This is a genomic window from Komagataeibacter diospyri (genome assembly GCF_043995075.1).
GTDB classification, from domain to species: Bacteria; Pseudomonadota; Alphaproteobacteria; order Acetobacterales; family Acetobacteraceae; genus Komagataeibacter; species Komagataeibacter diospyri.
This window is the reverse complement of the sequence record NZ_CP171836.1, coordinates 361,750-385,558: the sequence shown is the minus strand read 5'-3', so window position 1 is coordinate 385,558 and position 23,809 is coordinate 361,750. Positions and strand designations below refer to the sequence as shown.

Below are 23,809 nucleotides of genomic sequence, written 5' to 3'. Positions count from 1 at the left end.
ACCCCGTTGCGAACCCGTTACGTGGAACATGACCAGAATGGCTGTACCCACAGCCCCACCATATACCCCCACAGGGATGAAAACAGGCCATGACACTGACCAACAAGGACCTTCTTGCCCGCCGCAACCACGCCGTGCCGCGCGGGGTGGCGACATCCACCCCTGTTTTCGCCGACCGGGCGGAAAATGCCGAACTGTGGGATGTGGAAGGCCGGCGCTACGTTGATTTCGCTGGTGGCATCGCCGTGCTGAACGTAGGGCACCGCCACCCGAAGGTGCTTGAGGCCGTACGTGCGCAGCTTGACCGTTTCACGCATACCGCGTTCCAGGTCTCGGCGTATGAACCGTATATCGCGCTGGCGGAAAAGCTGAACGCACTGGCCCCGTTTGAAGGCCCGGCCAAGACCATTTTCTTCTCCACAGGGGGGGAAGCGACCGAAAATGCGGTCAAGATCGCACGCGCGGCGACCGGGCGTAACGGCATCATCGCCTTTACCGGCGGGTTCCATGGCCGCACGCTGCTGGCATCGGCCATGACAGGCAAGGTCAAGCCGTACAAGGCGCCGTTCGGTACCCTGCCGGGTGAAGTCTATCACCTGCCTTTCCCTGATGGGGAAGAGGTGCAGGTGGCGGACACGCTGCGCATGCTGGACTTCCTGTTCGCCGCCGACCTGCCGGCGTCCAGCGTCGCCGCCATCATCATCGAACCCGTCCAGGGCGAAGGCGGTTTCCGCGTGGCCCCCACCGAACTGCTGGTCGCCCTGCGCCGCATCTGTGACGAACACGGCATCAAGCTGGTAGCTGACGAAGTGCAGAGCGGCTTCGCCCGCACGGGCCGCCTGTTCGGCATCGAACATTCCGGCGTGCAACCCGACCTTGTCTCGGTCGCGAAGTCCATGGGTGGCGGCCTGCCGCTTTCGGGCGTGATCGGGCGCGCGGAACTTATGGACGCGGTTGGCCCCGGCGGCCTTGGCGGTACCTATGGCGGTGCGCCGCTGGCCTGTGCCGCAGGTCTGGCCGTGCTGGACATCATCCGTGACGAAAAGCTGGTGGAACGCGCCAACACGATTGGCGAAAACCTGCGTCGCCACATCGACCGCCTGCATGCCAACAGGAAGCTGCTGCCCGTCAGCCGCGCGCGTGGACTGGGGGCGATGATCGCCTTTGATATTCTGGAAGAACACGACAAGCCAGGTGTTCGCGCGGGTGCTGCCGCGGCCATCTGCGCGCGGGCATGCGAAAAGGGACTGATCCTGCTGTCATGTGGCACGCAGGGGGCAACCATCCGTATCCTTGTGCCATTGACGGCATCGGATGCGATCATTGATGAAGGAATGAACATCATCGAACAGGTTCTGGCAGAATCCGCAGCCTGAACCCGTTTCAATCGCCCGCCTGTTCGTACCGGAGACCGAAATGACCGTACACCTTTCCAACACATCCCTGTTCCGCAAGGATGCGTTCATTAACGGCACATGGTGCCCAGCGGCGGACGGTGCGCGCCGCCCCGTACATAATCCCGCCACCGGCGCCGTCGTGGCGGAAGTGGCCGAATGCGGCGCACAGGATGTCACCCACGCCGTTGCCGCCGCCGTCACGGCACAGGCGGAATGGCGCAACCGTACCGGGGCGCAGCGGCAGGTGATCCTGACGCGCTGGCACGACCTGGTGATGGACAATGTTGATGATCTCGCCACCCTGATCGTAACCGAACAGGGCAAGCCGCGCGCGGAAGCAGCGGGGGAGATCCGTTATGCCGCAAGCTTCCTGCTGTGGTTCGCGGCCGAAGCCATGCGCGCCTATGGCGATGTCATTCCGCCGACCAACCCGGCCACCCGGCTGAGCGTCATCCGCCAGCCCGTGGGCGTATGCGCCGCGATCACGCCGTGGAATTTCCCGGCCGCCATGATCACCCGCAAGGCCGGACCCGCACTGGCCGCAGGCTGCGCGATGATCGTGAAGCCCTCGGAAGACACGCCGCTGACCGCGCTTGCGCTGGCGGAACTGGCCAAACAGGCAGGCGTACCCGCCGGCCTGCTGCAGATCCTGCCCGGTGACGGCGTGACACTGGGCAAGGCACTGTGCGCCAGCCCGGATATCCGCAAGCTGTCCTTTACGGGGTCCACGCAGGTGGGGCGTATCCTCATGGCGCAGTCGGCCACGACGCTCAAGCGCCTGTCGCTGGAACTGGGTGGCAACGCCCCCTTCATCGTATTTGACGATGCACATATCGAACAGGCGATCAAAAGCGCCATCGCCGCCAAGTACCGCAACGCCGGACAGACCTGCGTATGCGCCAACCGTATCCTGGTACAGGACGGCATTTACGACGAATTCGCCACCCGCTTTGCGCGCGTGGTGGAAAAGCTGCGGGTAGGGCCGGGCAGCGATCCTGATTCTGTCATCGGGCCACTGATCAGCGCAAAGGCGCGCGAGAAGGTGGAAGAACACGTTGATGACGCGGTCGCTCATGGCGCGACCGTCATGTGCGGCGGCGCACGCGACAATGCGGGCGAACTGTTCTACCGCCCCACCGTGCTGCGTGACGCGACCCCCGCCATGCGCATCGCCCACGAGGAAACCTTCGGCCCCGTGGCCCCGCTGTTCCGATTCCATACGGAAGCCGAGGCCATCTCCATGGCCAACGACACGGAATATGGCCTGGCCGCGTATTTCTTCACCCGCGACCATGCGCGCGCCTACCGCGTGGCCGAAGCGCTGGAATACGGCATGGTGGGTCACAACACCGGGCTGATTTCCAACGAGGTCGCCCCCTTTGGCGGCATCAAGCAGTCCGGCATGGGCCGCGAGGGATCGCGCTACGGCATGGATGAATACATGGAAATGAAGTATATCTGCACCGATATCACCGACCATTCAGCCTGATTGGCTGAAAGCGTCTTTCCCCTTCGGGCATGAAGGGGAATAACGGGCGCATTTACTTCCGCTTTCAATGGACTACGATGGCGGCATGGACGAATTCCGCTTCCTTCATGCCGCCGACCTGCATCTGGACAGCCCGCTGCTGGGGCTTACGGAAAAATCGGGCGAATATGCCCGCCTTATCGCCGATGCCTCGCGGCGTGCCTTCAATGACATGGTTGATCTGGCCATCCGGACCGAATGCCGCTTTGTCGTGCTGGCGGGGGATGTGTTTGACGGTGACCTACGCGATACGCAGTGCGGCCTGTTCTTCATCAGCGGCATGGCGCGACTGCAGCAGGCGGGCATTCGCGTTTTCATGATCCTTGGCAATCATGATGCAGAAAACCGCTTTGCCAGACACCTGCATGTAACGGACAATGTTCACCTGTTCGCCTCCAGCAAGGCCGAAACCTGCGTCATGGAGGGTCTGGGGGTTGCCGTGCATGGCCGCAGCTTTGGCCGCCGCGACGTAACCGACAATATCGCGCGCAAATACCCCGCCCCCGTTCCCGGCCTGTTCAACATCGGTATCCTGCATACCGCCTGCCAGGGGCGGGAGGGACATGAAACCTATGCCCCCTGCACGGTGGAACAGCTGGTCAACCACGGCTACCAGTACTGGGCGCTGGGCCATGTCCATACCCGCGAAATCCTGCATGAAAACCCATATGTGGTTTACGCGGGCAACCTGCAGGGACGCCATGTCCGTGAGGCCGGGCCGAAAGGCGCGTCACTGGTCACGGTGCGCGGCGGGGATGTCGCATCCGTGGAACATCAGGTGCTGGACGCCGTGCGCTGGGCCAGTGAGGTCGTGGACCTGACCCATGCCGCGACGCCCGCCGAAATGACCGGGCGCATCCGCCGCGCAGGTCAGGACCTGATCGAGCAGGCACAGGGCCGGCCAATCGCCCTGCGGCTGGAACTGGTCGGCGCAAGCCCGCTACATGCCCACCTGATACGCGATACGGATACCGTACAGCAGGAAATCGAGGTTATTTTCGCCAGCCTGTCTGACGAGATATGGCTTGAACGGCTGAAGATCCGTACCCACCCACCCACCTGCCCTGCGGTTCTGGACCACTCCACCGGCGGGCGGATCGCAGCCGACATACGGCAGATGGCAACAGCCGAGGCATTGCAGACGGACCTGTCCGATATCCTGAAGACCATACTGGAGCGCGTACCCGCTCAGGCCCGGACGGATGAAATGCGTGAAAGCATTCTCAACGACGTGCCGACACGCGCGGTCGACCTTGCCCTGTCACTGGTGAAAAACCCGGAGGGGAGCGACAATGCGCATCAATGAATTCCGCATTGTCAAATACGGCGCCCTTGCCGACCTTGACCTGAATTTCGGGGATGGATACGGGCTGCATGTCATCCATGGCCCCAATGAGGCCGGCAAGAGCACCTGCCTGTCCGCGCTGTCGGATTTCCTGTTCGGCATACCCAACCAGTCGGGTGCAGGGGCCGTCTTTGGCAATGACCAGATCCGGCTGGATGCGTGCATACGGCTGGATGACGGGCAGACATTTGACCTGAACCGCCGCAAGGGCCGCAAAAATACCCTGTCCGCCCCGGATGGAAAGGCAATATCCGACAGCATCCTGTCACACCCGCTGGGGGCGATGACGCGCGAACGCTTCGCCGCCCTGTTCGGACTGAATGACGAAACCCTGCGCTCAGGTGGTGCGGAACTGCTGAAGGCGAATGGGGATATCGGCCGCCTGATCGTGGAGGCAGGTGGCGGCCTGCGCGCGCTTGTGGAACGGCTGGAGGAAATCGACACGCGGCGTAATGCCCTGTATGCCCCCCGGCGGTCGGGCGAACGTGCGTTCTACAAGGCGCTGGATGCCTTCAACGCAGCAAAGGACAGCCTTAAGGAAGCCTCGCTGGGCCATGACGCCTATACCGAACATTGCCGCCTGCGCGACGAAGCCCGCCAGCAGAAGACCGACATAAGCCACGAACAGGACGAACTGCGCCGCCTGCAGGCCCACCATGAACGGCTGGAAAAAGCCGTGCCCCTACTGCGCGAAATCAGTCGGCTGCAGGGGGAACTGGCCGCACAGGCTGACCTTGCCACCCTGCCCGTGGGCATGGCCGCCACCATTACCACCGTGCTGGATACATTCGACAGCGCGACGACCCGCCATGATGCTGCCGTGGCACAGGCCACGCGACTGCGACAGCAGACAGCCTTACTCCCGGTGCAAGCCGCCCTTGCAACCCTGTGTGATCCCATCATGCAGGCCATTCGCCTTGGGCAGGGTGTCCACCACCACCGTGCACTGAGGGAAGCACAGGACGAAAAATGGCGCAGCATAGATGAAAGTCTGGCCAGCCTGCGCCAGCGGCTGGGCAAGGGAACGGAGGCCGATTTACGCCAGTCCATGCCAGACCGCACGGTACTGGACAGTATCCGCGCACTGGCGGATACACAGACCCGCCTGCATAACCAGCACGCCAATCTGGAACAGCAGGTCCACCAGACAGACCTTGCCATCGCGCAGAAGCAGCGCCGCGTCGACAGTCTTCGCGCGGCTGGTCACGACCTGCCACTGAATGAAGATACAACCGCCTTTGCCGCACTGCCCACGGAAAAGGCGCGGCTGGAACTGCGCGCGGCAGGCCTTGACCAGCGTCAGGCCAGCCTTGAGACACAGGTGCGGGCATTGGGGCTGGACACGGTGGACCAGCTGCGCCACCTGTCCTGTCCTACCGCCGATGGCGTGCGCAGTATCGTGGAAGGCCAGCATAAACTGCGCATTGAACGCGACCGTCTGGCCAGCACGCTGGCAGGCGAACGTGAACGTCTGACCACGTTGCAGCCCGAACTGACACGGCTGGAACAGGCTGGTAGTTCGATCACGCCGGACATGCTGGCCACCGCGCGCGACCAGCGTGATGCATTGTGGCACGAAATCCGCGCCACTTACCTGCATCCCGATCCCGACACGCCTGCCCCCACGCGCCAGATCCGTGCCGCCGCACTGGATGCCGCCATGGAACGGGCCGACAGCCTGTCGGCACAGTTGATGACACAGGCAGACCGCATTGCCCGGATCGAGGGCCTGCGACACGACATCAGCCACTGCATGGAAAAAATCACCTTCCATGATCACAATCGGGCGGAGGTGGAAAATCAGATCACCCGCCAGTGGCAGGAATTCATTGCCCCCTTCCCCACCCTGCATGCCCGTGCCGCTACAGCCGAAGCCCTGCTGGCCTTCGTGCAGCAGCGCACGCAGTTACTGACCGACGCCGAACAGATCACAGCCGAACGGGCGGCACTGGCCGAAGAACGCATCCGCCCCGATGCGGTGCATGACAGACTGCAGCGACTGGCCCGACGGCTGGGGATTGATCCGGCGCTGGACCTGCCCGCCTGCGTTGAGGCCGTCATCACCGCCGCGCGCATGCATGTCAGCGGGTATGAGGAATACAGCAGGCTGCAGCGTGAACTGGATGACCTGCTGCCGCTACAGGCACAGCTGCGCCAGCAGGGTGACGCGCTGATCGCTGCACGGCGAGCCTGGCAGCAGCAATGGGCCATCGCCATGCAGGCCATTGGCCTGGCAGCGGACGCCCTGCCTGATGTCGCACGTGACCTTGCAACCGAATGGGCTGCGGCCCCCGCGCATATCGAACGGCTGGCCGAACTGCACGATGGCCGTGCGCAGGCCCATGCAGCCGAACTTGAGCTGTCGCAGGTCATTGACAGCATGCGACAGCACCTGCCACTGACCCTGCCGCACGATGGGGTAGCAGCGGCCGAGGAACTGGATCGCCAGTGGCAGGCCGCGGAAAAGGCCCGGCATCAGCGCGAAGCCCTGCAGCCGGCACTGGCCGCGGCCAATCAGGATGTGATCGACAGCGAAGCGCGCCTTGCCCACGCCCGTACGGCCATTGATGCGCTGCTGGTCCGCACGCATACCGACAACATGGATACCCTGCGCCAGCTTGCTGCCCGACTGGATCACCGCGACCGGCTGGAGCATGACCATGCGCAGGCACGCGATACCCTGTCGCGCATGACGGACGGCCAGTCCCCCGCCGAGCTGGAACGCGCCCTGGATGGACGTGACCTGCCGGAACTGAAGGCGGAAACCGCACGGATCCATGACCGTCTGGCCGACCTGCAACGCCTGCGTGACAACGCCGTGCGCGCTGAACAGCAGCAGGATATGGCATTGCGCGCATTCGAACATAATACGGATGCCCAGCAGGCGGCTGCACAACGCGAGGCCGCCATTACCAGCCTTCACCAGATTGTGGAGGAATATGCCCGGCTGACCCTGACCCGCAAGCTGATCGCCGATGCGATTGACCGCGTGCGGGCAGCACAACAGGACCCGCTGGTCACGCGTGCTGGGCAATTCCTGTCGCTTGCAACGCTGGGGGCATTTACCGGTATCAGGACGGAGCTCGATACACAGGGTAACCCGGTCGTACATGGCGTGCGCCATGATGGCAGCACCGTGCCGGTCACGGCGATGAGTGCGGGCACACGCGATCAGCTTTTTCTGGCCTTCCGGCTGGCCAGCGTGGAAACCTACTGTAAATCAGCTGAATCCCTGCCCTTCATCGCTGATGACCTGCTGGTCCAGTTCGATGATGCCCGTAGCCTGAGCACCCTGCGGGTACTGGCTGATTTTGCCCGTACCACACAGGTGCTGCTGTTTACCCACCATGACAGCATACGCGACATGACCCGCGCCCTGCGCAGGGAAATGCGCGATGGCGATGTGCCCATAAACCTGCTGGAACTGCCCCGCGCGCCCGTTGCGGAACCTGTCATAATGACAGGGAAATGATACGGAAGCCGAAATCCGGCAGACAGTAGTCAAAAAACAACCCGTGGATCGTTAGAAAAAGGCAGTGCCTTTCGAAGCTTTTTTGGACAAAGCTTCACCAGAAAACTTCTTGATGCCTTACAGGCTTTTTTTACCAGTGCTGCGACCCCTGCATCATCTGCCTGCGCTGCTGGTCCTGCTGCTGTTCCATCTGGAAACGCTGCTGACGTAGCTGTTCGTCCTGCTGCTGGAACTGCTGGCGCATCTGCTGTTCCTGCTGCTGTCGCTGCATGCGGAACTGTTCACGCTGGCGGGCGATCTGCTCACGGCCGCCGGGCTGGTTGCCCATCTGGCGTTCCTGCTGGTCCAGCTGCATCTGCTGCTGACGGAACTGCTGCTGCATCTGTTGCATCTGCTGGTCACGCTGCATGTGCATCTGCTGTTCCTGCTGACGTATCTGCATCCGCTGCTGCCCGAACTGCTGTTGCATCTGCTGCATCTGCTGGGCACGCTGCTGCGCCTGCTGCATGTCGGGCTGGGCCTGCGCGCCCACCGCCATGATGGTGGTTCCCAGCAACAAGGCGCAAAGACAGCCGGTGCGGGTGGTGATGGTGGACGCCATTGTGGTTCTCCCCTGCATGAACGGTTTCCTTCCTACAGGATCACGGCTGGTAATCCAGCCCGATATCCATGACGCGCACGGTATGCGTCAGCCAGCCAAGGGAAATCAGATCCACCCCCGCCTGTGCCACGGCAGTGACCGTCTGCGGCGTTATCCCGCCTGAAGCTTCGGTCACGGCGCGGCCATCGACAATGCGCACGGCCTCACGCAGTACGTCGGGCGGCATGTTATCAAGCAGGAAGACATCGACACCGCCGGTCTCCAGTCCCTCACGCAACTGGGTCAGTGTATCGACCTCCAGCTCGATACGTACCAGATGTCCCGCGGCACGACGCGCGCGTTCCACCGCGGGCGTGATACCGCCAGCAAAGGCGATGTGGTTGTCCTTTATCAGGATCGCATCATCAAGGCCGAAGCGATGGTTGCTGCCTCCCCCGGCGCGGACCGCGTATTTCTGGATTGCCCGCAGACCGGGCATGGTCTTGCGCGTGCAGGTGATGCTGGCGCGATAGGGCCGCACCAGTTCCACCAGCTGCGCCGTAGCGGTCGCGATACCGCTGAGATGCGACAGGAAATTAAGCCCCACCCGCTCCCCCGACAGGATACCACGCGCGGGTCCACGCACCGTGGCAAGGCGCGTGCCACGCGTCACCGCCTGACCATCATGCACATGCGCCTCGAACACGATACGCGGGTCCATGAGCGCAAAGGACAGCCGGGCCATGTCCAGCCCGGCAATCACCCCGTCCTGTCGCGCGGCCAGCACGGCAGAAACGACGGCATCCCCGTCCACGATCACGGCGTCGGTCGTCAGGTCGCCCGCGCGGCCCAGATCCTCCAGCAGGCCCGCACGTACAAGCGGTTCCAGCATGATGTCTGGCAGGGGATGGATCATGAGGGCATTCTTTCATTCAGGATGGCGGGAGAAAACGTATCACGCATTTCCGCCAGCCGGGCATCAAGGTCCGTCAGGCTGAAGCGTGACGGCGTGGCCATGGCCCCGGCATGGGGACAGTCACTGCGGAAATGGCCACCCCGGCTTTCACCCCGCAGCAGGGCGGCAAGAAGGATCGCGGCACAGACAAGCCCGGCATCCGTATTCACAATGGGCATGATCTGTTTCAGGCCATCGCGCAGTCCGTCGCCCGACCGGATGACCCCGGCATGGCGGCTCATGATCCGCCGCAGGTGCAACGATGGTGGAGTGGGGGGCGGATCGGACGGAAAAAGCGAACCATCGGGCAAGGTTGCAGCCTGCGGCAGGCCGCCATCCAACTGCTGCCCGATCCATGTGCCGAACGCCACAGCTTCCAGCAGGGAATTGCTGGCCAGCCGGTTGGCGCCATGCAGGCCGGTACACGCGACTTCCCCCGCCGCCCACAGGCCCGTAACCCCGGTGCGCCCCATATGGTCCACCATGATGCCGCCCATATGATAATGGGCGGCGGGACGCACGGGAATCGGCTGCGTTGCGGGATCAATGCCATGGACCGCACACAGCGCGGATATGGCGGGAAAATGCTGAGAAAAGTCTGTCCCCAGCGCCGTGCGGGCATCCAGATACACGCTATGGCCACCCATCATGTGCCGCCAGACCGCGCGGGATACACTGTCGCGGGTCGCCAGTTCATCGGTAAAGCGTTCGCCGGTCTCATCGATCAGGGTGGCGCCTTCACCCCGCACGGCCTCGCTGACCAGGGACAGGCGCTGCCCTTCAGGCCCGGCGGAAAGAGCGGTCGGATGGAACTGCACGAATTCCATATTGCCCAGCACGGCACCCGCCCGCGCGGCCATGGCCAGGCCACGCCCCATGGCCCCGGCGGGATTGGTGGTATCGGCAAACAGGCCACCCACACCACCCGTGGCCAGCACGACGGCCGGGGTGGACAGCGTGACAGTCCGACCGCCAGCAACAACGACGCACCCTACGACCCCGCCATCACGTACCAGCAGGTCACGCGCATGAGCATGTTCCACCACCGTAATGTGCGAAGTCTGCCGCACGCGGGCAACCAGCGCGCGCATGATGGTGGCACCCGTCGCGTCTTCCCCCGCATGCACGATGCGCCGTCGCCCGTGGGCTGCTTCCAGTCCCAACTGCAGGCTGCCGTCGGCCTGCCTGTCCCACTGCACGCCCAGACCGGTCAGGCGTTCAACCGCAGCCGGACCTGCCTGTGTCACGTTATCAACCACCATGGCATCACACAGCCCGGCCCCTGCCGCCAGCGTATCCGCCGCATGCAGCGCGGGCGTGTCATCCGCGCCCATGGCCGCCGCCATGCCACCCTGCGCCAGCATGCTCGCGGCAAGGGGAGGACGTATTTCATCCAGCCGCCCCGGACAGACCAGCACGCATGGACGCCCGGTGGACAGCGCGGTCATGACGCCCGCCAGTCCGCCACCGATAATCAGCGGCTGTCCGGCAAGCTGGCCCAGCGGCGGAAGGAAAGTCATATCGCCAGCATGCGCTCAACGGCACGGCGGCCACGACTGGCCAGTTCCGGGTCCAGCGTGACTTCATGCGTCATGTTTTCCAGCGACTGGCGGATATTGGACAGGGTAATACGCTTCATGTGTGGACACATGTTGCAGGGCCGCACGAATTCGGTCTGGGGATACTGAACCGCGAGATTGTCGCTCATGGAACATTCGGTCACCAGCAGGATACGGCTGCCCGTATGGTCGCGCACGAAATCACCCATCATGGCGGTGGAGCCACTGAAATCGGATACCGCAACCACTTCGGGCGGGCATTCGGGATGGGCAAGGACGACAAGACCGGGATGGTCGGCGCGCATGCGTTCGATTTCCTGCGGGGTGAAGCGTTCATGCACCTCGCAATGGCCGGCCCATGTGATCATCTTGATCCCGGTCTCGGCTTCGATGTTACGGGCCAGGAATTCATCTGGGATCATGATGACGCGGTCAGTGCCAAGGCTTTCCACCACCCGCTTCGCATTGCCGGACGTGCAGCAGATATCACTTTCGGCCTTTACCTCGGCCGAGGTGTTGACATAGGTCACAACCGGCACGCCGGGATAGCGTTCGCGCAGCAGGCGCACGTCCCGCCCGGTAATGGAATCCGCCAGCGAACAGCCCGCATGCATGTCGGGGATCAGGACCGTGCTGTGCGGGTTCAGCATCTTGGCCGTTTCCGCCATGAAATGGACACCGGCCATGACGATCACATCCGCGTCCGTGTCCTGCGCCTCACGCGCCAGGGCAAGGCTGTCGCCACGGATATCGGCCACACAATGAAAGATTTCGGGCGTCTGGTAGTTATGCGCGAGGATGACGGCGTTGCGTTCACGCTTGAGCGTTTCGATCGCGCGGATATCCTCGACAAAGGTCTCCCATTCCATTTCCGGGACCAGATGCCGCACCCGGTCATACAGCCCGTCTGTTCCGCCACGCGGCGTAATCTGGTTCATGCCTGTTCTCCCTTCGGCCGTTCCTGCCGTGCCCTTTATGCTCATATTGAGTATAAGCCAAGCAGCAGGGGCCGGTGCGACAGTTGCAGAGACAAACAAGCCTCTTGTCAATCAGGTTTTTCGTGAGGTGCCTTTTTTTCCATCAGGGCTGGAACAACGGAATCTTGGTACCGACAAACTGTCGCGCCTGCCTGACCTCCCCGCAGAAACGGTACAGCCGGGCGGGGCGGCCGCCGGTATTTTCTTCAATTCCGCCTGTTTCCTCAACCAGTTGCTGCTGCATGATCAGGCGGCGGAAATTCTGTTTATGGATATGGATACCCGACAGGCTTTCCATCACGCGCTGTAATTGCAGCAGCGTAAATTCCTCCGGCATCAGTTCAAACACAACAGGCCGGTAACGTATCTTTGCACGTAACCGGGCCATGCCGGTAGCCAGTATGCGCCGGTGATCATGATGCATTGCCTGTCCCGGCACGGCATTTTCGGGTGCGCAACCCGCTTCCGCAACCAGCCCTGCCTCATACAGCAGTTCATAGCGTTGCAGCACCAGCTCGTCATTCCACACCACCATGTCGCCAATGGCGAACAGGCTGACGCATCGCTGCCACTGCCGCACGCGCACGGCCGCATTGCCCATGTCCGCCACCCACCGGCACAGCAGGCGTTCGATAATGGCCAGGCAGTCCCGGCCTTCATCCGTCTTGCAGTTTTCCCACGGGAAATAGTCATACCAGTCCCGCCAGCCCGTTTCCCCTGCGTGGCTGCGGGTCAGGGCCAGATAGGAAATGGCGATCAGCCTGCCCTGCCCCGTGGCCAACAGCCGGTCATGGTCGGCAAAGGTATATAGCTGTTCAACATGCCCGATGGGGTGACCGGTCTGGCGTTCCACCCATGCCCTGACCCCTGCCTGCAGGGAACGGTGGGTACTTTCCAGCGGCCCGGACGGCAGCAGGCGACCATGGTCGATCGTCATGACCTGTGGCACATCGTCACGCACGGCTGTCAGGACGGCAATCAGTTCGATCATCATCTGGGTTGTCATGTCGAAGACAGATGTATCATGCAACCCGCTGGTCTGGGGAGTACATTTCCCGATACCCGGCAATACGCCGCGCCGGGCGCGCATCACCATAGCATTCCATGTCATATACAGTAAATATCCCCGATCTACTGCCGCATCGGTCGGGGAAGATCATGCCCGTGAGACTTCATTCACCCGTTCCAGCTCGCCCGTCGTGAAACCGCTGTGCATCTGTTGCGCCAGCGCGTCAAACAGCGCCTGACAGGCAAAGGACTTGCGCCGCTGGGGCAGGCTGCACAGGTCCAGCCGCGCGCTGATGGCATTGGCGGGCCGGATGGGAATGGCGCATAGCAGCCCGTCCTGTATTTCCCGCCGGCAACATTCCGGGGGCAGCACCAGGGCCGCCATGCCACGCATCGCGACTTCTTTCTGCATGACCAGCGAACCCGTCACGAATGCAGGGTCAAGGCTAATGCCGCAGGCCCGCGCCGCACGGTTGAGTTCGCGGCGCACGCCGAAGGATTCATCAGGAATGGCCAGCGCATGGCATGCAAGTTCCCCGATGGTCACGTGCGGCCTGCAGGCCAGCGGATGATCCGTGCTGACGATCACGCTGTGCCTGAGCTGTATGCTGTGGCTAACAAAGGACTGGGCCGTCTCGGGGGTAAACAGGCTGACCACCAGATCGATCCCGCCATCAGTCAGGGCCTCGACCAGATCCGACGCCCTGCTTTCGAACACATGAAAGCGCAGGTTGGGATACTGTTCATGGACCGTGCAGATGGTGGGTACCAGCAGTTCAGCCACGATCGCGCCACCTGCCTGTATCCTGACCGTGCCACGTTTCAGCTGTTTCAGATCGTCGATCTGTGTGCGGGTCACCGCAATATCATTCAAAATGCGCGCCGCCTGCCCCAGCAGCAGCTGGCCTGCCTCGGTCAGGCTGATGCCGCCTGCATTGCGGTCAATCAGTTCTGAACCGAAATAATATTCAAGACTGTCGATCTGGCGGCGCAGGGCGGTAGGGGTCATGTTCAGTCGCTGGGCGGCCTGGCGCAGGGACGCTGCCTGCGCCACGATCAGGAACAGTTGCAGGGCTTTAAGCGACATACATATTCCCCATTGATACGTACCGGGCCGATGGCGTCAAACATATACGTCAGGCGGTAATATTTTAAGGAAAAAGTAGGAAGCCAGAAAAATCATGCCCTGACTGGACAAAAAGACATGAATTTACAATATCGTTTCGATTGTAGATCGTTTTGTATCCCACCCTGCGCACAAATTTGGGATATTCATGCGCGACGGGCGGCCCATATCATTATGTTCTCGAAATAATATGTCCCTTCCCCGATATTTGCCCCGTCATTACGGGGTGGAAAGGGGAATAAAGGAACCTACGCCCATGATGGACCTGACGGCACGAGAACTCCTTTCTTCCTATCGGAAAAGAACCCTTTCCCCGGTTGAATACGCCAACGCACTGATCGCGCATATCGCACGATGGGAAAGCACGCTTGGGGCGCTGTACGCCTACGAACCCGACAGGCTTGTCAGCGAAGCACGCCAGTCGGAACAGCGGTGGATGAACGGTCGCCCCTGCGGCATTCTGGATGGCGTGCCCGCAACGCTGAAGGAACTGATCGCGACCAAGGGCCTGCCCATCCCGCAGGGCAGCATCGCCAGCAAACTGGTGCCCGCAACACACGACGCCCCGCCCGCCGCCCGGCTGAAGGAAGCGGGTGCGCTGATTTTCGCGAAAACCACGGTGCCCGATTTCGCCATGCTGTCGTCGGGACTTTCGACATTCCACCCGCTGGCGCGCAATCCGTGGAACCTGGCCTGCAACCCCGGCGGTTCCAGCGCGGGTGCTGCTGCTGCGGCGGCGGCAGGTTACGGGCCGCTGCATGTCGGCACGGATATTGGTGGGTCCGTCCGGCTGCCCGCGGCATGGTGCGGACTGGTCGGGTTCAAGCCCTCACTCGGGCGCATTCCCATCGATCCCTATTACATCGGTCGCTGCGCTGGCCCCATGACCCGCACGGTGGGCGATGCGGCGCTGATGATGAACGTGCTGTCCCAGCCCGATGCACGTGACGCGACCAGCCTGCCTTATACGGATATTGACTGGGACAGCTATTACAAGGGCGTGGATGTACGCGGCCTGAAGGTCGGGCTGATGCTGGATGCCGGCTGCGGGCTGAAGCTGGATGACGAAATTCGGGTCGCGATTGAAAACGTGGCCGGTGTGTTTGCCGAAATGGGAGCCGAAATCATTCCCGTGGACCCGGTCATGACACCGGCGATGCTGTCGGGGCTGGACCAGTACTGGTCCGCACGCAGCTGGGCGGAACTGAGCCAGCTTCCCCCCGACAGGCTGGAAAAGGTGCTACCCTTCATCCGCACATGGGCGCAACGTGGGGAGAAGGTCAGCGGTGTTGCCGCCGTGGACGGGCTGGGGCAGACATTTGCCATGCGGCGCAAATGTGCTCAACTGTTTGAACACGTTGACATTGTTCTGTCGCCCACCACGCCTAACGTCAGTTTCCCCGCAGAATATCCGGGACCGACCAACGACCCGGAACGCTCCTTTGACCACATCGCCTTTACTGTCCCATGGAACATGTCCGAACAGCCCGCCATATCCATTCATTGCGGTTTTTCACAGGGCGGGATGCCAATCGGGGCGCAGATCGTAACCCCGCGCTTTGCGGACCTGCAGGCCATCCGGCTGGCAGCCCTGTATGAAACGGCACGTGGCCCCATGCCACACTGGCCGCTGCCCCCATCATGACCAGAGGAAACAGCTTCGTATTGTCGGCAACCGACCTTCCCATGATTTCTGACCAGGCGTGCGTGAAATGAAAAGATATGGAAAGATAACGACGATAGGCCGTGTCGCGGTCCTGTTTACCTGCGCCCTGCCGACCTGCCCCGATGCCTTTGCGGCATCAGTGACGACAAACGAACACAAACCCAAATCCGTACCGGGTAACCAGAAGGGCAGTGTCCAGGCAGCACTACAGCCTGAAACCATCCATGTCAGCGGTGCCAATGCCCATGCCGAACACCTGCAGCATGTCGGCGGGTCCATTGCCCATCTCAGCCGCGAGGCGCTGATACAGGCCCATGTCACCACCGTAAACGACCTGCAGAACGTCGTGCCCAACCTGCAGGTGGAAAATGCCTTTGGTGGCGGCCAGCCACAGTTTCATCTTCGTGGCATCGGTTTTTTCGATTACGGATCCAACAATACGCCTGATGTCATGACCTATGTCGATGGGGTCGCCTATCCCATCGGTGTCATGACGCAGGGGGTCATGTTCGACCTTGCAGGTGTGGATGTCGAACGTGGCCCGACCGGCTATACATCGGGGCGCAGCGTCACGGGTGGCAACATCATGATGCAGACAGCCGATCCGACCAAGACGCTGACTGCCGGCATATCCGAAGACATCGCAAACCGCGCGCGCAGCAAGACGGACCTGTTCGTATCCGGCCCGATCACCAGACGCCTGTCCTACCGTATTTCGGCCGAGACGATCCACGGCGGCGCGTATGAATATAACCGCGCGACAGGTGAACATATCGGCAATGCCGATCTTGGTGCGGTGCGCGCCAAGCTACGGTGGGAAGCCAACGACACGACCACCATAAACCTGAGTGGCCATTACGGCATCGACCGTTCGGACTCCACGCCGGGTTATCTGATCAATTCAGTGACCAGTGGTGGCTACATTCCCGCTGATAGCGACCATTACGCAACCGGCTGGGGCATGTCCCGGCAGTTTGCAAACAATCTGCACCTGAATCCCAATGCCAAACCGTTCCGCAATAACCAGAGCTGGGGTGTTGATATCAACATCCAGAAGGAATTTTCCTGGGCGCGCCTGACCTCCATCAGTGCCTACGAGGTCATGTACCGCCGTGAACTGAATGACTGGGATGCCACGCCGGCGGCAAATGCCGACGAATATTTTGACAGCAACCTGTCGATCTTCTCACAGGAACTGCGCCTTGCCTCCCACGACCGGGGGCCGATAACGTGGAATGCAGGCCTGTATTACTTCAAGGAAGACCTGCAGGATGCCATGTATTCCAATTTCCAGAATGCATTCGGCTTCAATACCGAAACGCGATACAGCCAGCCGGATCAGGGGTTTTCCGAATTCGCATCCATCACCTATCGGCCCGTTTCCCACCTGCGCATAGGCTTCGGCCTGCGGCATGAGAACGAATGGAAGGAACTGGACAACTTCTATACCCAGCGATCAACCGCACTCGTTCCCGCAACCCATTATGACCGCAAGACCGGGATGGACCAGGTTTCGGGCAAGGCATCTATCGAATATGACATCAGGCCCAATGTCATGGCCTATTTCAATATTCGCCGCGGTGTGAAGGAAGGTGGCTTTTCTGCCTATAACGTTTCAGCACCGTCGCAGCTGACACCCTTCAAGCCGGAATGGCTGATGGCCTATGAACTCGGGTTCAAGAGCACGTTCTTCAACCATCGCCTGCGTATCAATGGCGCCGCGTTCAAGTACGACTACCATGACCAGCAGGTGCAGAGCGCGATTGAAGATCATACGATCGGCGCGATCGGCAAGATCGTAAATGCACCGCGCTCCTCGCTGTGGGGGGTGGAACTTGAAGCACAGGCCGAACCGATCCGTGGCCTGCACCTGACGCAGAATTTCGGTTATGAACAGGGTCAGTATGAACAGTTCCAGGCACTGAACATCGCCGCGTCGCAGGCCACTGGCGCAAGCGGAAACGGTTACCAGACCATAAACAAGAACATGCAGGGGAAAGACATGGGGTTCCCCAAGCTGCAACTGAGTGGATCCGCCAGTTATGATATCCGCCTGCCCGGTGCGCTGCGTGGCTATATACTGACGCCCGAAGCAAATTATTCCTACCGTAGCGAGGAATATGCCGTCATCCTTGGCCCGCTGTATAACATCAAGCCCTATTTCCTGCTGAACACCAGCTTGACGTTCCGGCCAAAAAACGGAAAATGGAGTGTAACGGGTTATGTTCAGAATGCACTTAACCGCACCTATGACCTGACGCGTAATTTCTTTACAACGTCCAATTTCGGCATTGTCGGGCCGCCGCGCTTCTACGGTGCCCGTATCAGCTATACATACTGATGACATCATAAGGCCGTTACCAACAGGACAGGGTCAGACAGGCATGCACGATCAGGACAGACACGGTGACAGCACGCAGGCAGTCCCTGCCATTTCCCTTCCCGCGCTGCTTGCGGGCCTTGTCCTGCCTTTCTGCCTTGTCATCGGCGGTGGCCTGGCCCTGCAGGCACAAAGGATGGCGGTATTCGGCGTTCCCCTTGAAATAATCTGGATGTTCGCATGCTTCATCCTTGTTCCCGCATGCCTGACCATATGCTGGAACCTGCCATCACATGCACGATCTGGTACAGATACAAAGCAGGTAAGATAAGGGATGGAAGTTTCCATATTCCTGGCTGTCATTACGGCTTCGGTGCTGATCGCCGTTTATTCACGATATCGCCACGCCGCCCGCAACGCGCGCGATTTCTTCGTGGCGTCGGGCCAGTTCGGGGCAGTCCTTATTTTCTTCCTGACCATTGGTGAGACATATAGCATTGGCAGCGTGCTGGGTTTTCCTGCCGGGATATACACTCAGGGCAGCGGGTTCGGGATGTGGTTTCTGGGGTATATCCTGCTGTCCTATCCGGTGGGTTATTTCCTGAACCCGCGTATATGGGCACTGGGACAGCGGTATTCATGCATTACAGTTGCCGATATTTTCCGCGACCATTACGCCAGCCGGGCGCTTGAAATACTTGTTGTGCTGAATACGGCGTTATTTCTGCTCCCGTTCGGCGAAATGCAGTTTGCTGGCCTTATGGTCGTGGTGCGCAACCTGGGCTGGCATATACCGGGCATGATGATGACGGGACTGTCCGCGTTACTGACCCTGGCGTGGATATTACTGTCGGGCATACGGGCGCCGGCCTATGTTTCCATACTCAAGGACGTGCTGATGGTGGTGGCCATCCTGCTGGGTGGATACGCAGCCATGCATGCCATGCACTGGCCTGTCGGCGTGCCGGATTTCTCCAGTCCCGATAACGGTAGGCATGGCCTGCCGGGGGGCAATGCCTTTATCGTGTCAACAATCATTTTGCAATCGATCGGGCTGTGTATCGCGCCGCAGACGGTTGCCTTCCTGTTTACTGCAAAATCCCCCCGCACATTGCAGAAAAACCAGATTTTCATGCCACTCTACATGCTCATGTTCCCATTCCTGTTCATGATGGCACTGTATGTCCGGACATCGGGTGCAACACCTGCATCACCCAATGATGTCTTCATGGTCGCGGTCTGCACCACCCTGCCCGACTGGGCGCGGGGACTGGTGGCGGGGGGATGCGCATTATCGGCGCTGGTGATCCTGGCGGGGGTCTGTCTGGCGCTGGGACCGCTGGTTTCGCGCAACCTCATGCCCGGCCATTCGGACCGGGCGCAGAAAATCGGCGCACAGATCACAATTGCCATCTATCTTGTAATTTCGGTTATGGGGGGCGCGTCCCTGTCGGGACTGATGGTCATACTGAACAACCTGTATTATATCGGTGTTACCCAACTGGCGCCGGGTATTATTGTCGCCCTGCTTGATCGCAAGGTACCGGCCATTCCCGTTATTGCCGGACTGTTATGTGGCGACCTGGTCGGGATGGGCCTGTTTTTCCTTCATATCATGCCAGCCGGGCTGAACCCTGGCATGATCGGGCTGATCATCAATGCACTGGTTGTATGGGCTGGTATATCACGTACGCCGCGAACCGCATAAAACATCCACGATCTTCATCATGACAGACAACAACAGAACATTATTATTGAAAGGTAATGACAGTGTATAGACGCCAACTGATCAAGGCCATGCTGGCCACCGGCGGCATGGCGGTTGCCCCCCGTGCCGTTTCAGCAGCCAGTCCCATACGCATTGGCACACCAGGCAGGCTGAACCTGATGACGGATGTTGCGGGCCTGAAAATCGGGCTGGCCGATGATCCTGGGGCCTATACGGGTGTTACAGTCATCCTGCCTGACCAGCGTGCGGCCTGTGCGGTGGATGTGCGTGGTGGCGGCCCCGGCACGCGTGAGACGGATGCGCTGAGTGCGGGAAACCTTGTCCGCAGCGTTGACGCGATCGTCCTGTCCGGTGGGTCGGTTTATGGTCTGGCAACGGCGGATGGCGTAGCGAGCTGGCTGGGTGCGCAGGGGCGTGGCTTCTCGCTTATTCCCAAAAAGGGCGTTCCCCCCTCTCCCATCGTGCCCACGGCCGTGCTGTATGATCTTGCCAACGGGGGCGACAAACAGTGGGGTACCAATCCCCCCTATCGTCGGCTGGGGGAACAGGCAGTCCGCCATGCCAAGGCCGGGCCGTTTGCGCTGGGGACAGCAGGCGGCGGATATGGCGCGGGGGCAGGCAGCCTGAAGGGGGGGCTGGGTTCGGCTTCGTTCCAGACGGGCGATGGCATGACTGTTGGCGCGCTGGTCTGTGTCAACAGCCTTGGTTCGGTCGTGGTGCCGGGCACGCGCAATTTCTGGGCGGGGCCGCTGGAAATCGACAATGAATTCGGTGGGCTGGGTGCATCATCCCGTTCGGTCTATGGCGAAGACTGGGGAGAAGCCAAACTGAACCCCGGCGCGCGCGCCAATACCACCATTGCCTGTATTGCCGTGGATGTACGGCTGGATGCAGATGAACTCAAGCGCGTTGCAATGATGGCGCAGGACGGTCTTGCCCGCGCAATCCGCCCCATCCATTCACCGTTTGACGGGGATGTCGTCTTCGCTCTTTCAACCGCGCAGAAGGAAATACCCGGCCAGAACCGCGAACTGGTCATTGCCCGACTGGGGTCCGTCGCAGCGGATACCCTTGCCCGCGCGGTCGCACGTGGCGTGTATGCCGCGACCCTTCCCCATCACCGGGCAGGCAGGACATGGCATGACCTGCCTGCCTGAGGGATCATAAACTTTACCGGCCAGCCTATAGCCCAGTGGGAAAACACAGGCTGCGCCGGATAGAGTATTGCATGACACCGGAATATATAAAGAGCGTTTGCAACATTACATAAATCATAAAAATTTTTGGTAAATATTTAAAAAAGCAATATTAAAAACTTTTACTGTTTCAAATGAAAATAATTGCATCTTTATACCGCGATACGCAGGGCACGGTCAGGCATATCAATCCGTATGGGTGTAAGACCACGTGCGTCCCCGTCACTTTGCACGGGTATGTTGCATGGGATGGTGATTTCAACCTTCTGTGCCGTCAGGATCGTGACATCTTTCTGGCGTGACAGGTTCCCGCGCAGCAAGGCTATGGCATAACGAATACTGCTACCAATGCCCGCCGTGCCAAACAGGACAACCGAAAACTGCCTGTGCTCCTGCATGGACCGGGGTGTGAGGACATATTTTCCGGCATACAACGCCCCTTTTGATACGATGACCGACGCTGCAGCATGAGAAACGTCATCAACGGATACGGTCATGGTCGGAAACGTGTATTTCCATAATGAACCCAGCGTCGCCAGCACATAGGCTGCCCGACCGATCGCCTTTTTCAGCCGGGTTGACACGACATGCACCACATGTGCGTCAAAGCCAATGCCGACCATCTGCACGAACAGACATTCACCTTCGCTGGACCGCAGGCGGCCGGGCCAGATAACGGTGCATGCACCACCTGCGATATTGCGGGCATTCTGCACGTCATCAAACGGCACGCGCAGTTCCCGGGCCAGCACATTTGCCGTGCCGACGGGCAGGATGCCCAGAATGATATCGGATCCCGCCATGCCCTCGGCTACCTCAGCCACGGTCCCATCCCCTCCTGCAGCAACGATATGGGTGCAGGTCCGTTCCTGCACCGCCATGCGCGCAAGGGTTGTGGCGTGCCCCCGGTAACGGGTGGGCACAATCTGTGCCTGCAGTCCTGCCTGCTGCAACTGCCGGACAAAGCCCACGACACGCCCCATGCGACGACGCCCGGCAGCGGGATTCATGATAACAGTCACTTTTACATTCTGGTCGGGCATGGCGTGTATCTTCTGGAAAATCCTGAAATCTGTCAAAAATAAATAATATGATTCGCGTGCTTACAATTCATTCCCGAAAATATCTATACCATACCCATCCTGTCAGATAAATTTATAAAATACTATTTTCTATATTGATATTTATAAATAACAACAAATGATTATTATTATATTTTTGAATGCAACCATCCTTTCCATGTAAATGAATGTTTTGTCATATCCTATGCAAACACTGTAACCCCTTTACATACCCTGCGCGTTCCTGTCCTATGTTCGGGATGAAACTGAAACGATATCAGCATGATGAACGCCCCATGTATCGGGATGCCCGGACAGATCCCTGTCCGGTTGTGTCACAAATACCCCCAGGCCAGGGACGGGTCGTTCTGGCATGGCTGTCCTTTCGGACACGATTGCATGCGATACGGTTTACATCATTCCCCTTGCCATTCAGGAAATAACACACGGCATGTCTGACACAACGGGCACCCACCAGCCGCCTTCCCGGCCTGTTTCCACCCTAAAGCAACGCCATATCATCATGATCGCTCTGGGCGGCGCCATCGGGGCCGGACTGTTTGTGGGCAGCAGTGCCGCCATTGCCGCGGCGGGACCAGCCGCACTGCTGGCATTTGTCGCGGTGGGCCTGCTGGTCATGCTGGTCATGCGCATGCTGGGCGAAATGGTGACCGCCAGCCCCGGCAAGGGATCATTCGTGGAATATATCCGTATGGCCCACGGCAATGGAGCGGCCTTCACGACAGGGTGGCTGTACTGGTTCTTCTGGCTTGTTGCTCTGGGCAGCGAGGCCATAGCCGGGGCCATCCTGCTTCATGACTGGATCAACCTGCCGGTCTGGCTGCTGGCGACGGCGCTGATCGTGGCGCTGAACCTGATCAACCTTGCGGCGGTCCACATATTCGGGGAATGCGAATTCTGGCTTTCGCTGGTCAAGGTCATCAGCATCGTGCTGTTCATCGGGGCGGGCACGCTGTACGTCGCGCATGTCTTTGGTCCCGGCATTCCGGTCACGCAGAATGTTCTGGGACACGGGGGCATGTTTCCCCATGGCACAACGGCCATGATTTCCATCATTCCCACCGTCCTGTTCACCATGATCGGATCTGAAATCGCGACGGTGGCGGCTGGCGAGTCAGCAGAACCCGCGCGCAATGTGGCCCATGTCACACGCAGCCTGGGCACGCGCATCACGCTATTCTACAGCCTGTCCATCGCGCTGATCCTGATGATCGTGCCATGGACGGATATCGTGCCTGGTCATTCGCCCTTTGTTGCCGCCATGCAGGCCATGGGCATCCCCGGGGCTGCCACATGCATGCAGGTTGTGGTGCTGACAGCAGTGCTGTCATGCATGAATTCCAGCCTGTACATCACATCGCGCATCCTGGCAGAACTCGCCCGCCATGGTGATGCACCCGCCCTGTTGCAACGCTATGGACGGCAGCACACACCGGTCAACGCCATCATGGCCAATTCACTGGCAGGGGGTGTGGTGGCATTTTCATCCATTCTTGCACCGGGGACCGTGTTCGCCTTCCTGCTCAGTTGCAGCGGCGGCGTGATCCTGCTGGTCTATTCGCTGATTGTCACGTCCTATATGGTCTTGCGTCGGCGGGCATCCGGTACGGGGGAACAGCCATTTTTCCAGCTACCGTTTTTTCCGGCGATCAATATGGCGACGCTGGGTGGTGTGATTGTCATTTTCGTAGCCATGCTGATCAATGACACGCAGCGCATGACCGCCATGGCCAGTCTTGGCACGACCCTGTTCTTTATCGTGATCCATGCCGTGCGCGGCAAAATGCGCCCCAAAATATAATGAAATTTTTGGGTGTCACCTTTTTTAAAAGGCGACGTTTCGCGAAGCTTCTTGAAAAAAGCTTTACC

The 23,809-nt window shown here is 60.2% G+C and carries 16 protein-coding genes; 9 read left to right on the top strand and 7 right to left on the bottom strand.

Annotation, left to right across the window (positions count from 1 at the left end):
• Positions 1-89 precede the first annotated feature (89 nt).
• The 4 genes from gabT to ACE2AA_RS01785 all read left to right on the top strand — a co-directional run bounded on the left by gabT (position 90) and on the right by ACE2AA_RS01785 (position 7,742).
• Positions 90-1,376 carry a 4-aminobutyrate--2-oxoglutarate transaminase gene (gene gabT, locus ACE2AA_RS01800; protein WP_395370888.1) on the top strand — a complete coding sequence of 429 codons (1,287 nt, stop codon included), beginning with the start codon at positions 90-92 and terminating at the stop codon, positions 1,374-1,376.
• 40 nt (positions 1,377-1,416) lie between these two features.
• Positions 1,417-2,886, top strand: a complete 1,470-nt coding sequence (locus tag ACE2AA_RS01795) for an NAD-dependent succinate-semialdehyde dehydrogenase (protein ID WP_395370886.1) — start codon at positions 1,417-1,419, stop codon at positions 2,884-2,886.
• An 85-nt stretch (positions 2,887-2,971) separates the two neighbouring features.
• Positions 2,972-4,231, top strand: coding sequence for an exonuclease SbcCD subunit D (locus ACE2AA_RS01790; RefSeq protein ID WP_395370885.1), 1,260 nt, complete (start codon positions 2,972-2,974; stop codon positions 4,229-4,231).
• Positions 4,218-7,742, top strand: coding sequence for an AAA family ATPase (locus ACE2AA_RS01785; protein WP_395370883.1), 3,525 nt, complete (start codon positions 4,218-4,220; stop codon positions 7,740-7,742). The genes ACE2AA_RS01790 and ACE2AA_RS01785 overlap by 14 nt, the downstream gene beginning before the upstream one ends.
• Positions 7,743-7,872: 130 nt before the next feature.
• On the opposite strand, the gene ACE2AA_RS01780 is transcribed toward ACE2AA_RS01785, so the two are convergent.
• The 6 genes from ACE2AA_RS01780 to ACE2AA_RS01755 all read right to left on the bottom strand — a co-directional run bounded on the left by ACE2AA_RS01780 (position 7,873) and on the right by ACE2AA_RS01755 (position 13,908).
• Positions 7,873-8,361, bottom strand: coding sequence for a hypothetical protein (locus tag ACE2AA_RS01780; RefSeq protein ID WP_227002296.1), 489 nt, complete (start codon positions 8,359-8,361; stop codon positions 7,873-7,875).
• A gap of 22 nt (positions 8,362-8,383) precedes the next feature.
• Positions 8,384-9,238, bottom strand: coding sequence for a carboxylating nicotinate-nucleotide diphosphorylase (gene nadC / locus ACE2AA_RS01775; RefSeq protein ID WP_141299600.1), 855 nt, complete (start codon positions 9,236-9,238; stop codon positions 8,384-8,386).
• Positions 9,235-10,797 (bottom strand): L-aspartate oxidase, encoded by a 1,563-nt coding sequence (locus ACE2AA_RS01770; protein WP_395370881.1) that lies wholly within the window; start codon positions 10,795-10,797, stop codon positions 9,235-9,237. Before ACE2AA_RS01770 ends, nadC begins: the two co-directional genes overlap by 4 nt.
• On the bottom strand, positions 10,794-11,774 hold the full coding sequence (nadA, locus tag ACE2AA_RS01765; RefSeq protein ID WP_395370880.1) for a quinolinate synthase NadA: 981 nt from the start codon (positions 11,772-11,774) through the stop codon (positions 10,794-10,796). Before nadA ends, ACE2AA_RS01770 begins: the two co-directional genes overlap by 4 nt.
• Before the next feature lie 142 nt (positions 11,775-11,916).
• Positions 11,917-12,807, bottom strand: a complete 891-nt coding sequence (locus tag ACE2AA_RS01760; protein WP_141259553.1) for an NrtR DNA-binding winged helix domain-containing protein — start codon at positions 12,805-12,807, stop codon at positions 11,917-11,919.
• A 162-nt stretch (positions 12,808-12,969) separates the two neighbouring features.
• The gene (locus tag ACE2AA_RS01755) at positions 12,970-13,908 is read right to left on the bottom strand and encodes a LysR family transcriptional regulator (RefSeq protein ID WP_141259532.1); all 939 of its coding nucleotides are present in this window, start codon (positions 13,906-13,908) and stop codon (positions 12,970-12,972) included.
• A gap of 295 nt (positions 13,909-14,203) precedes the next feature.
• Here ACE2AA_RS01755 and ACE2AA_RS01750 point away from each other — a divergent pair, with 295 nt between their 5' ends.
• The 4 genes from ACE2AA_RS01750 to ACE2AA_RS01735 all read left to right on the top strand — a co-directional run bounded on the left by ACE2AA_RS01750 (position 14,204) and on the right by ACE2AA_RS01735 (position 20,819).
• On the top strand, positions 14,204-15,592 hold the full coding sequence (locus ACE2AA_RS01750; RefSeq protein WP_141259531.1) for an amidase: 1,389 nt from the start codon (positions 14,204-14,206) through the stop codon (positions 15,590-15,592).
• 67 nt (positions 15,593-15,659) lie between these two features.
• A complete protein-coding gene (locus tag ACE2AA_RS01745) occupies positions 15,660-17,954 on the top strand; it encodes a TonB-dependent receptor (protein WP_141299591.1) in 2,295 nt (764 codons plus the stop codon).
• A 313-nt stretch (positions 17,955-18,267) separates the two neighbouring features.
• Positions 18,268-19,641 (top strand): sodium:solute symporter, encoded by a 1,374-nt coding sequence (locus ACE2AA_RS01740; protein ID WP_141299588.1) that lies wholly within the window; start codon positions 18,268-18,270, stop codon positions 19,639-19,641.
• A 56-nt stretch (positions 19,642-19,697) separates the two neighbouring features.
• On the top strand, positions 19,698-20,819 hold the full coding sequence (locus ACE2AA_RS01735) for a P1 family peptidase (RefSeq protein WP_141259527.1): 1,122 nt from the start codon (positions 19,698-19,700) through the stop codon (positions 20,817-20,819).
• 191 nt (positions 20,820-21,010) lie between these two features.
• On the opposite strand, the gene ACE2AA_RS01730 is transcribed toward ACE2AA_RS01735, so the two are convergent.
• Entirely contained in the window at positions 21,011-21,901 is an 891-nt protein-coding gene (locus tag ACE2AA_RS01730) for a diacylglycerol/lipid kinase family protein (protein ID WP_395370876.1), read from the bottom strand.
• A 469-nt stretch (positions 21,902-22,370) separates the two neighbouring features.
• Between ACE2AA_RS01730 and ACE2AA_RS01725 the strand changes: the two genes are divergently transcribed.
• Positions 22,371-23,741: an amino acid permease gene (locus ACE2AA_RS01725; RefSeq protein ID WP_395370874.1), complete on the top strand. Its 1,371-nt coding sequence runs from the start codon at positions 22,371-22,373 to the stop codon at positions 23,739-23,741.
• Positions 23,742-23,809 lie beyond the last annotated feature (68 nt).

Excerpts from the sequence above, each read along its gene's own strand:
- ACE2AA_RS01725 (WP_395370874.1), top strand. The coding sequence starts at position 22,371 with ATGTCTGACACAACGGGCACCCACCAGCCGCCTTCCCGGCCTGTTTCC.
- ACE2AA_RS01745 (WP_141299591.1), top strand. The coding sequence starts at position 15,660 with ATGAAAAGATATGGAAAGATAACGACGATAGGCCGTGTCGCGGTCCTG.
- ACE2AA_RS01755 (WP_141259532.1), bottom strand. The coding sequence starts at position 13,908 with ATGTCGCTTAAAGCCCTGCAACTGTTCCTGATCGTGGCGCAGGCAGCG.
- ACE2AA_RS01760 (WP_141259553.1), bottom strand. The coding sequence starts at position 12,807 with ATGATGATCGAACTGATTGCCGTCCTGACAGCCGTGCGTGACGATGTG.
- ACE2AA_RS01780 (WP_227002296.1), bottom strand. The coding sequence starts at position 8,361 with ATGCAGGGGAGAACCACAATGGCGTCCACCATCACCACCCGCACCGGC.
- nadA (WP_395370880.1), bottom strand. The coding sequence starts at position 11,774 with ATGAACCAGATTACGCCGCGTGGCGGAACAGACGGGCTGTATGACCGG.
- ACE2AA_RS01790 (WP_395370885.1), top strand. The coding sequence starts at position 2,972 with ATGGACGAATTCCGCTTCCTTCATGCCGCCGACCTGCATCTGGACAGC.
- ACE2AA_RS01740 (WP_141299588.1), top strand. The coding sequence starts at position 18,268 with ATGGAAGTTTCCATATTCCTGGCTGTCATTACGGCTTCGGTGCTGATC.
- ACE2AA_RS01730 (WP_395370876.1), bottom strand. The coding sequence starts at position 21,901 with ATGCCCGACCAGAATGTAAAAGTGACTGTTATCATGAATCCCGCTGCC.
- nadC (WP_141299600.1), bottom strand. The coding sequence starts at position 9,238 with ATGATCCATCCCCTGCCAGACATCATGCTGGAACCGCTTGTACGTGCG.
- gabT (WP_395370888.1), top strand. The coding sequence starts at position 90 with ATGACACTGACCAACAAGGACCTTCTTGCCCGCCGCAACCACGCCGTG.
- ACE2AA_RS01735 (WP_141259527.1), top strand. The coding sequence starts at position 19,698 with ATGACAGTGTATAGACGCCAACTGATCAAGGCCATGCTGGCCACCGGC.
- ACE2AA_RS01785 (WP_395370883.1), top strand. The coding sequence starts at position 4,218 with ATGCGCATCAATGAATTCCGCATTGTCAAATACGGCGCCCTTGCCGAC.
- ACE2AA_RS01770 (WP_395370881.1), bottom strand. The coding sequence starts at position 10,797 with ATGACTTTCCTTCCGCCGCTGGGCCAGCTTGCCGGACAGCCGCTGATT.
- ACE2AA_RS01750 (WP_141259531.1), top strand. The coding sequence starts at position 14,204 with ATGATGGACCTGACGGCACGAGAACTCCTTTCTTCCTATCGGAAAAGA.
- ACE2AA_RS01795 (WP_395370886.1), top strand. The coding sequence starts at position 1,417 with ATGACCGTACACCTTTCCAACACATCCCTGTTCCGCAAGGATGCGTTC.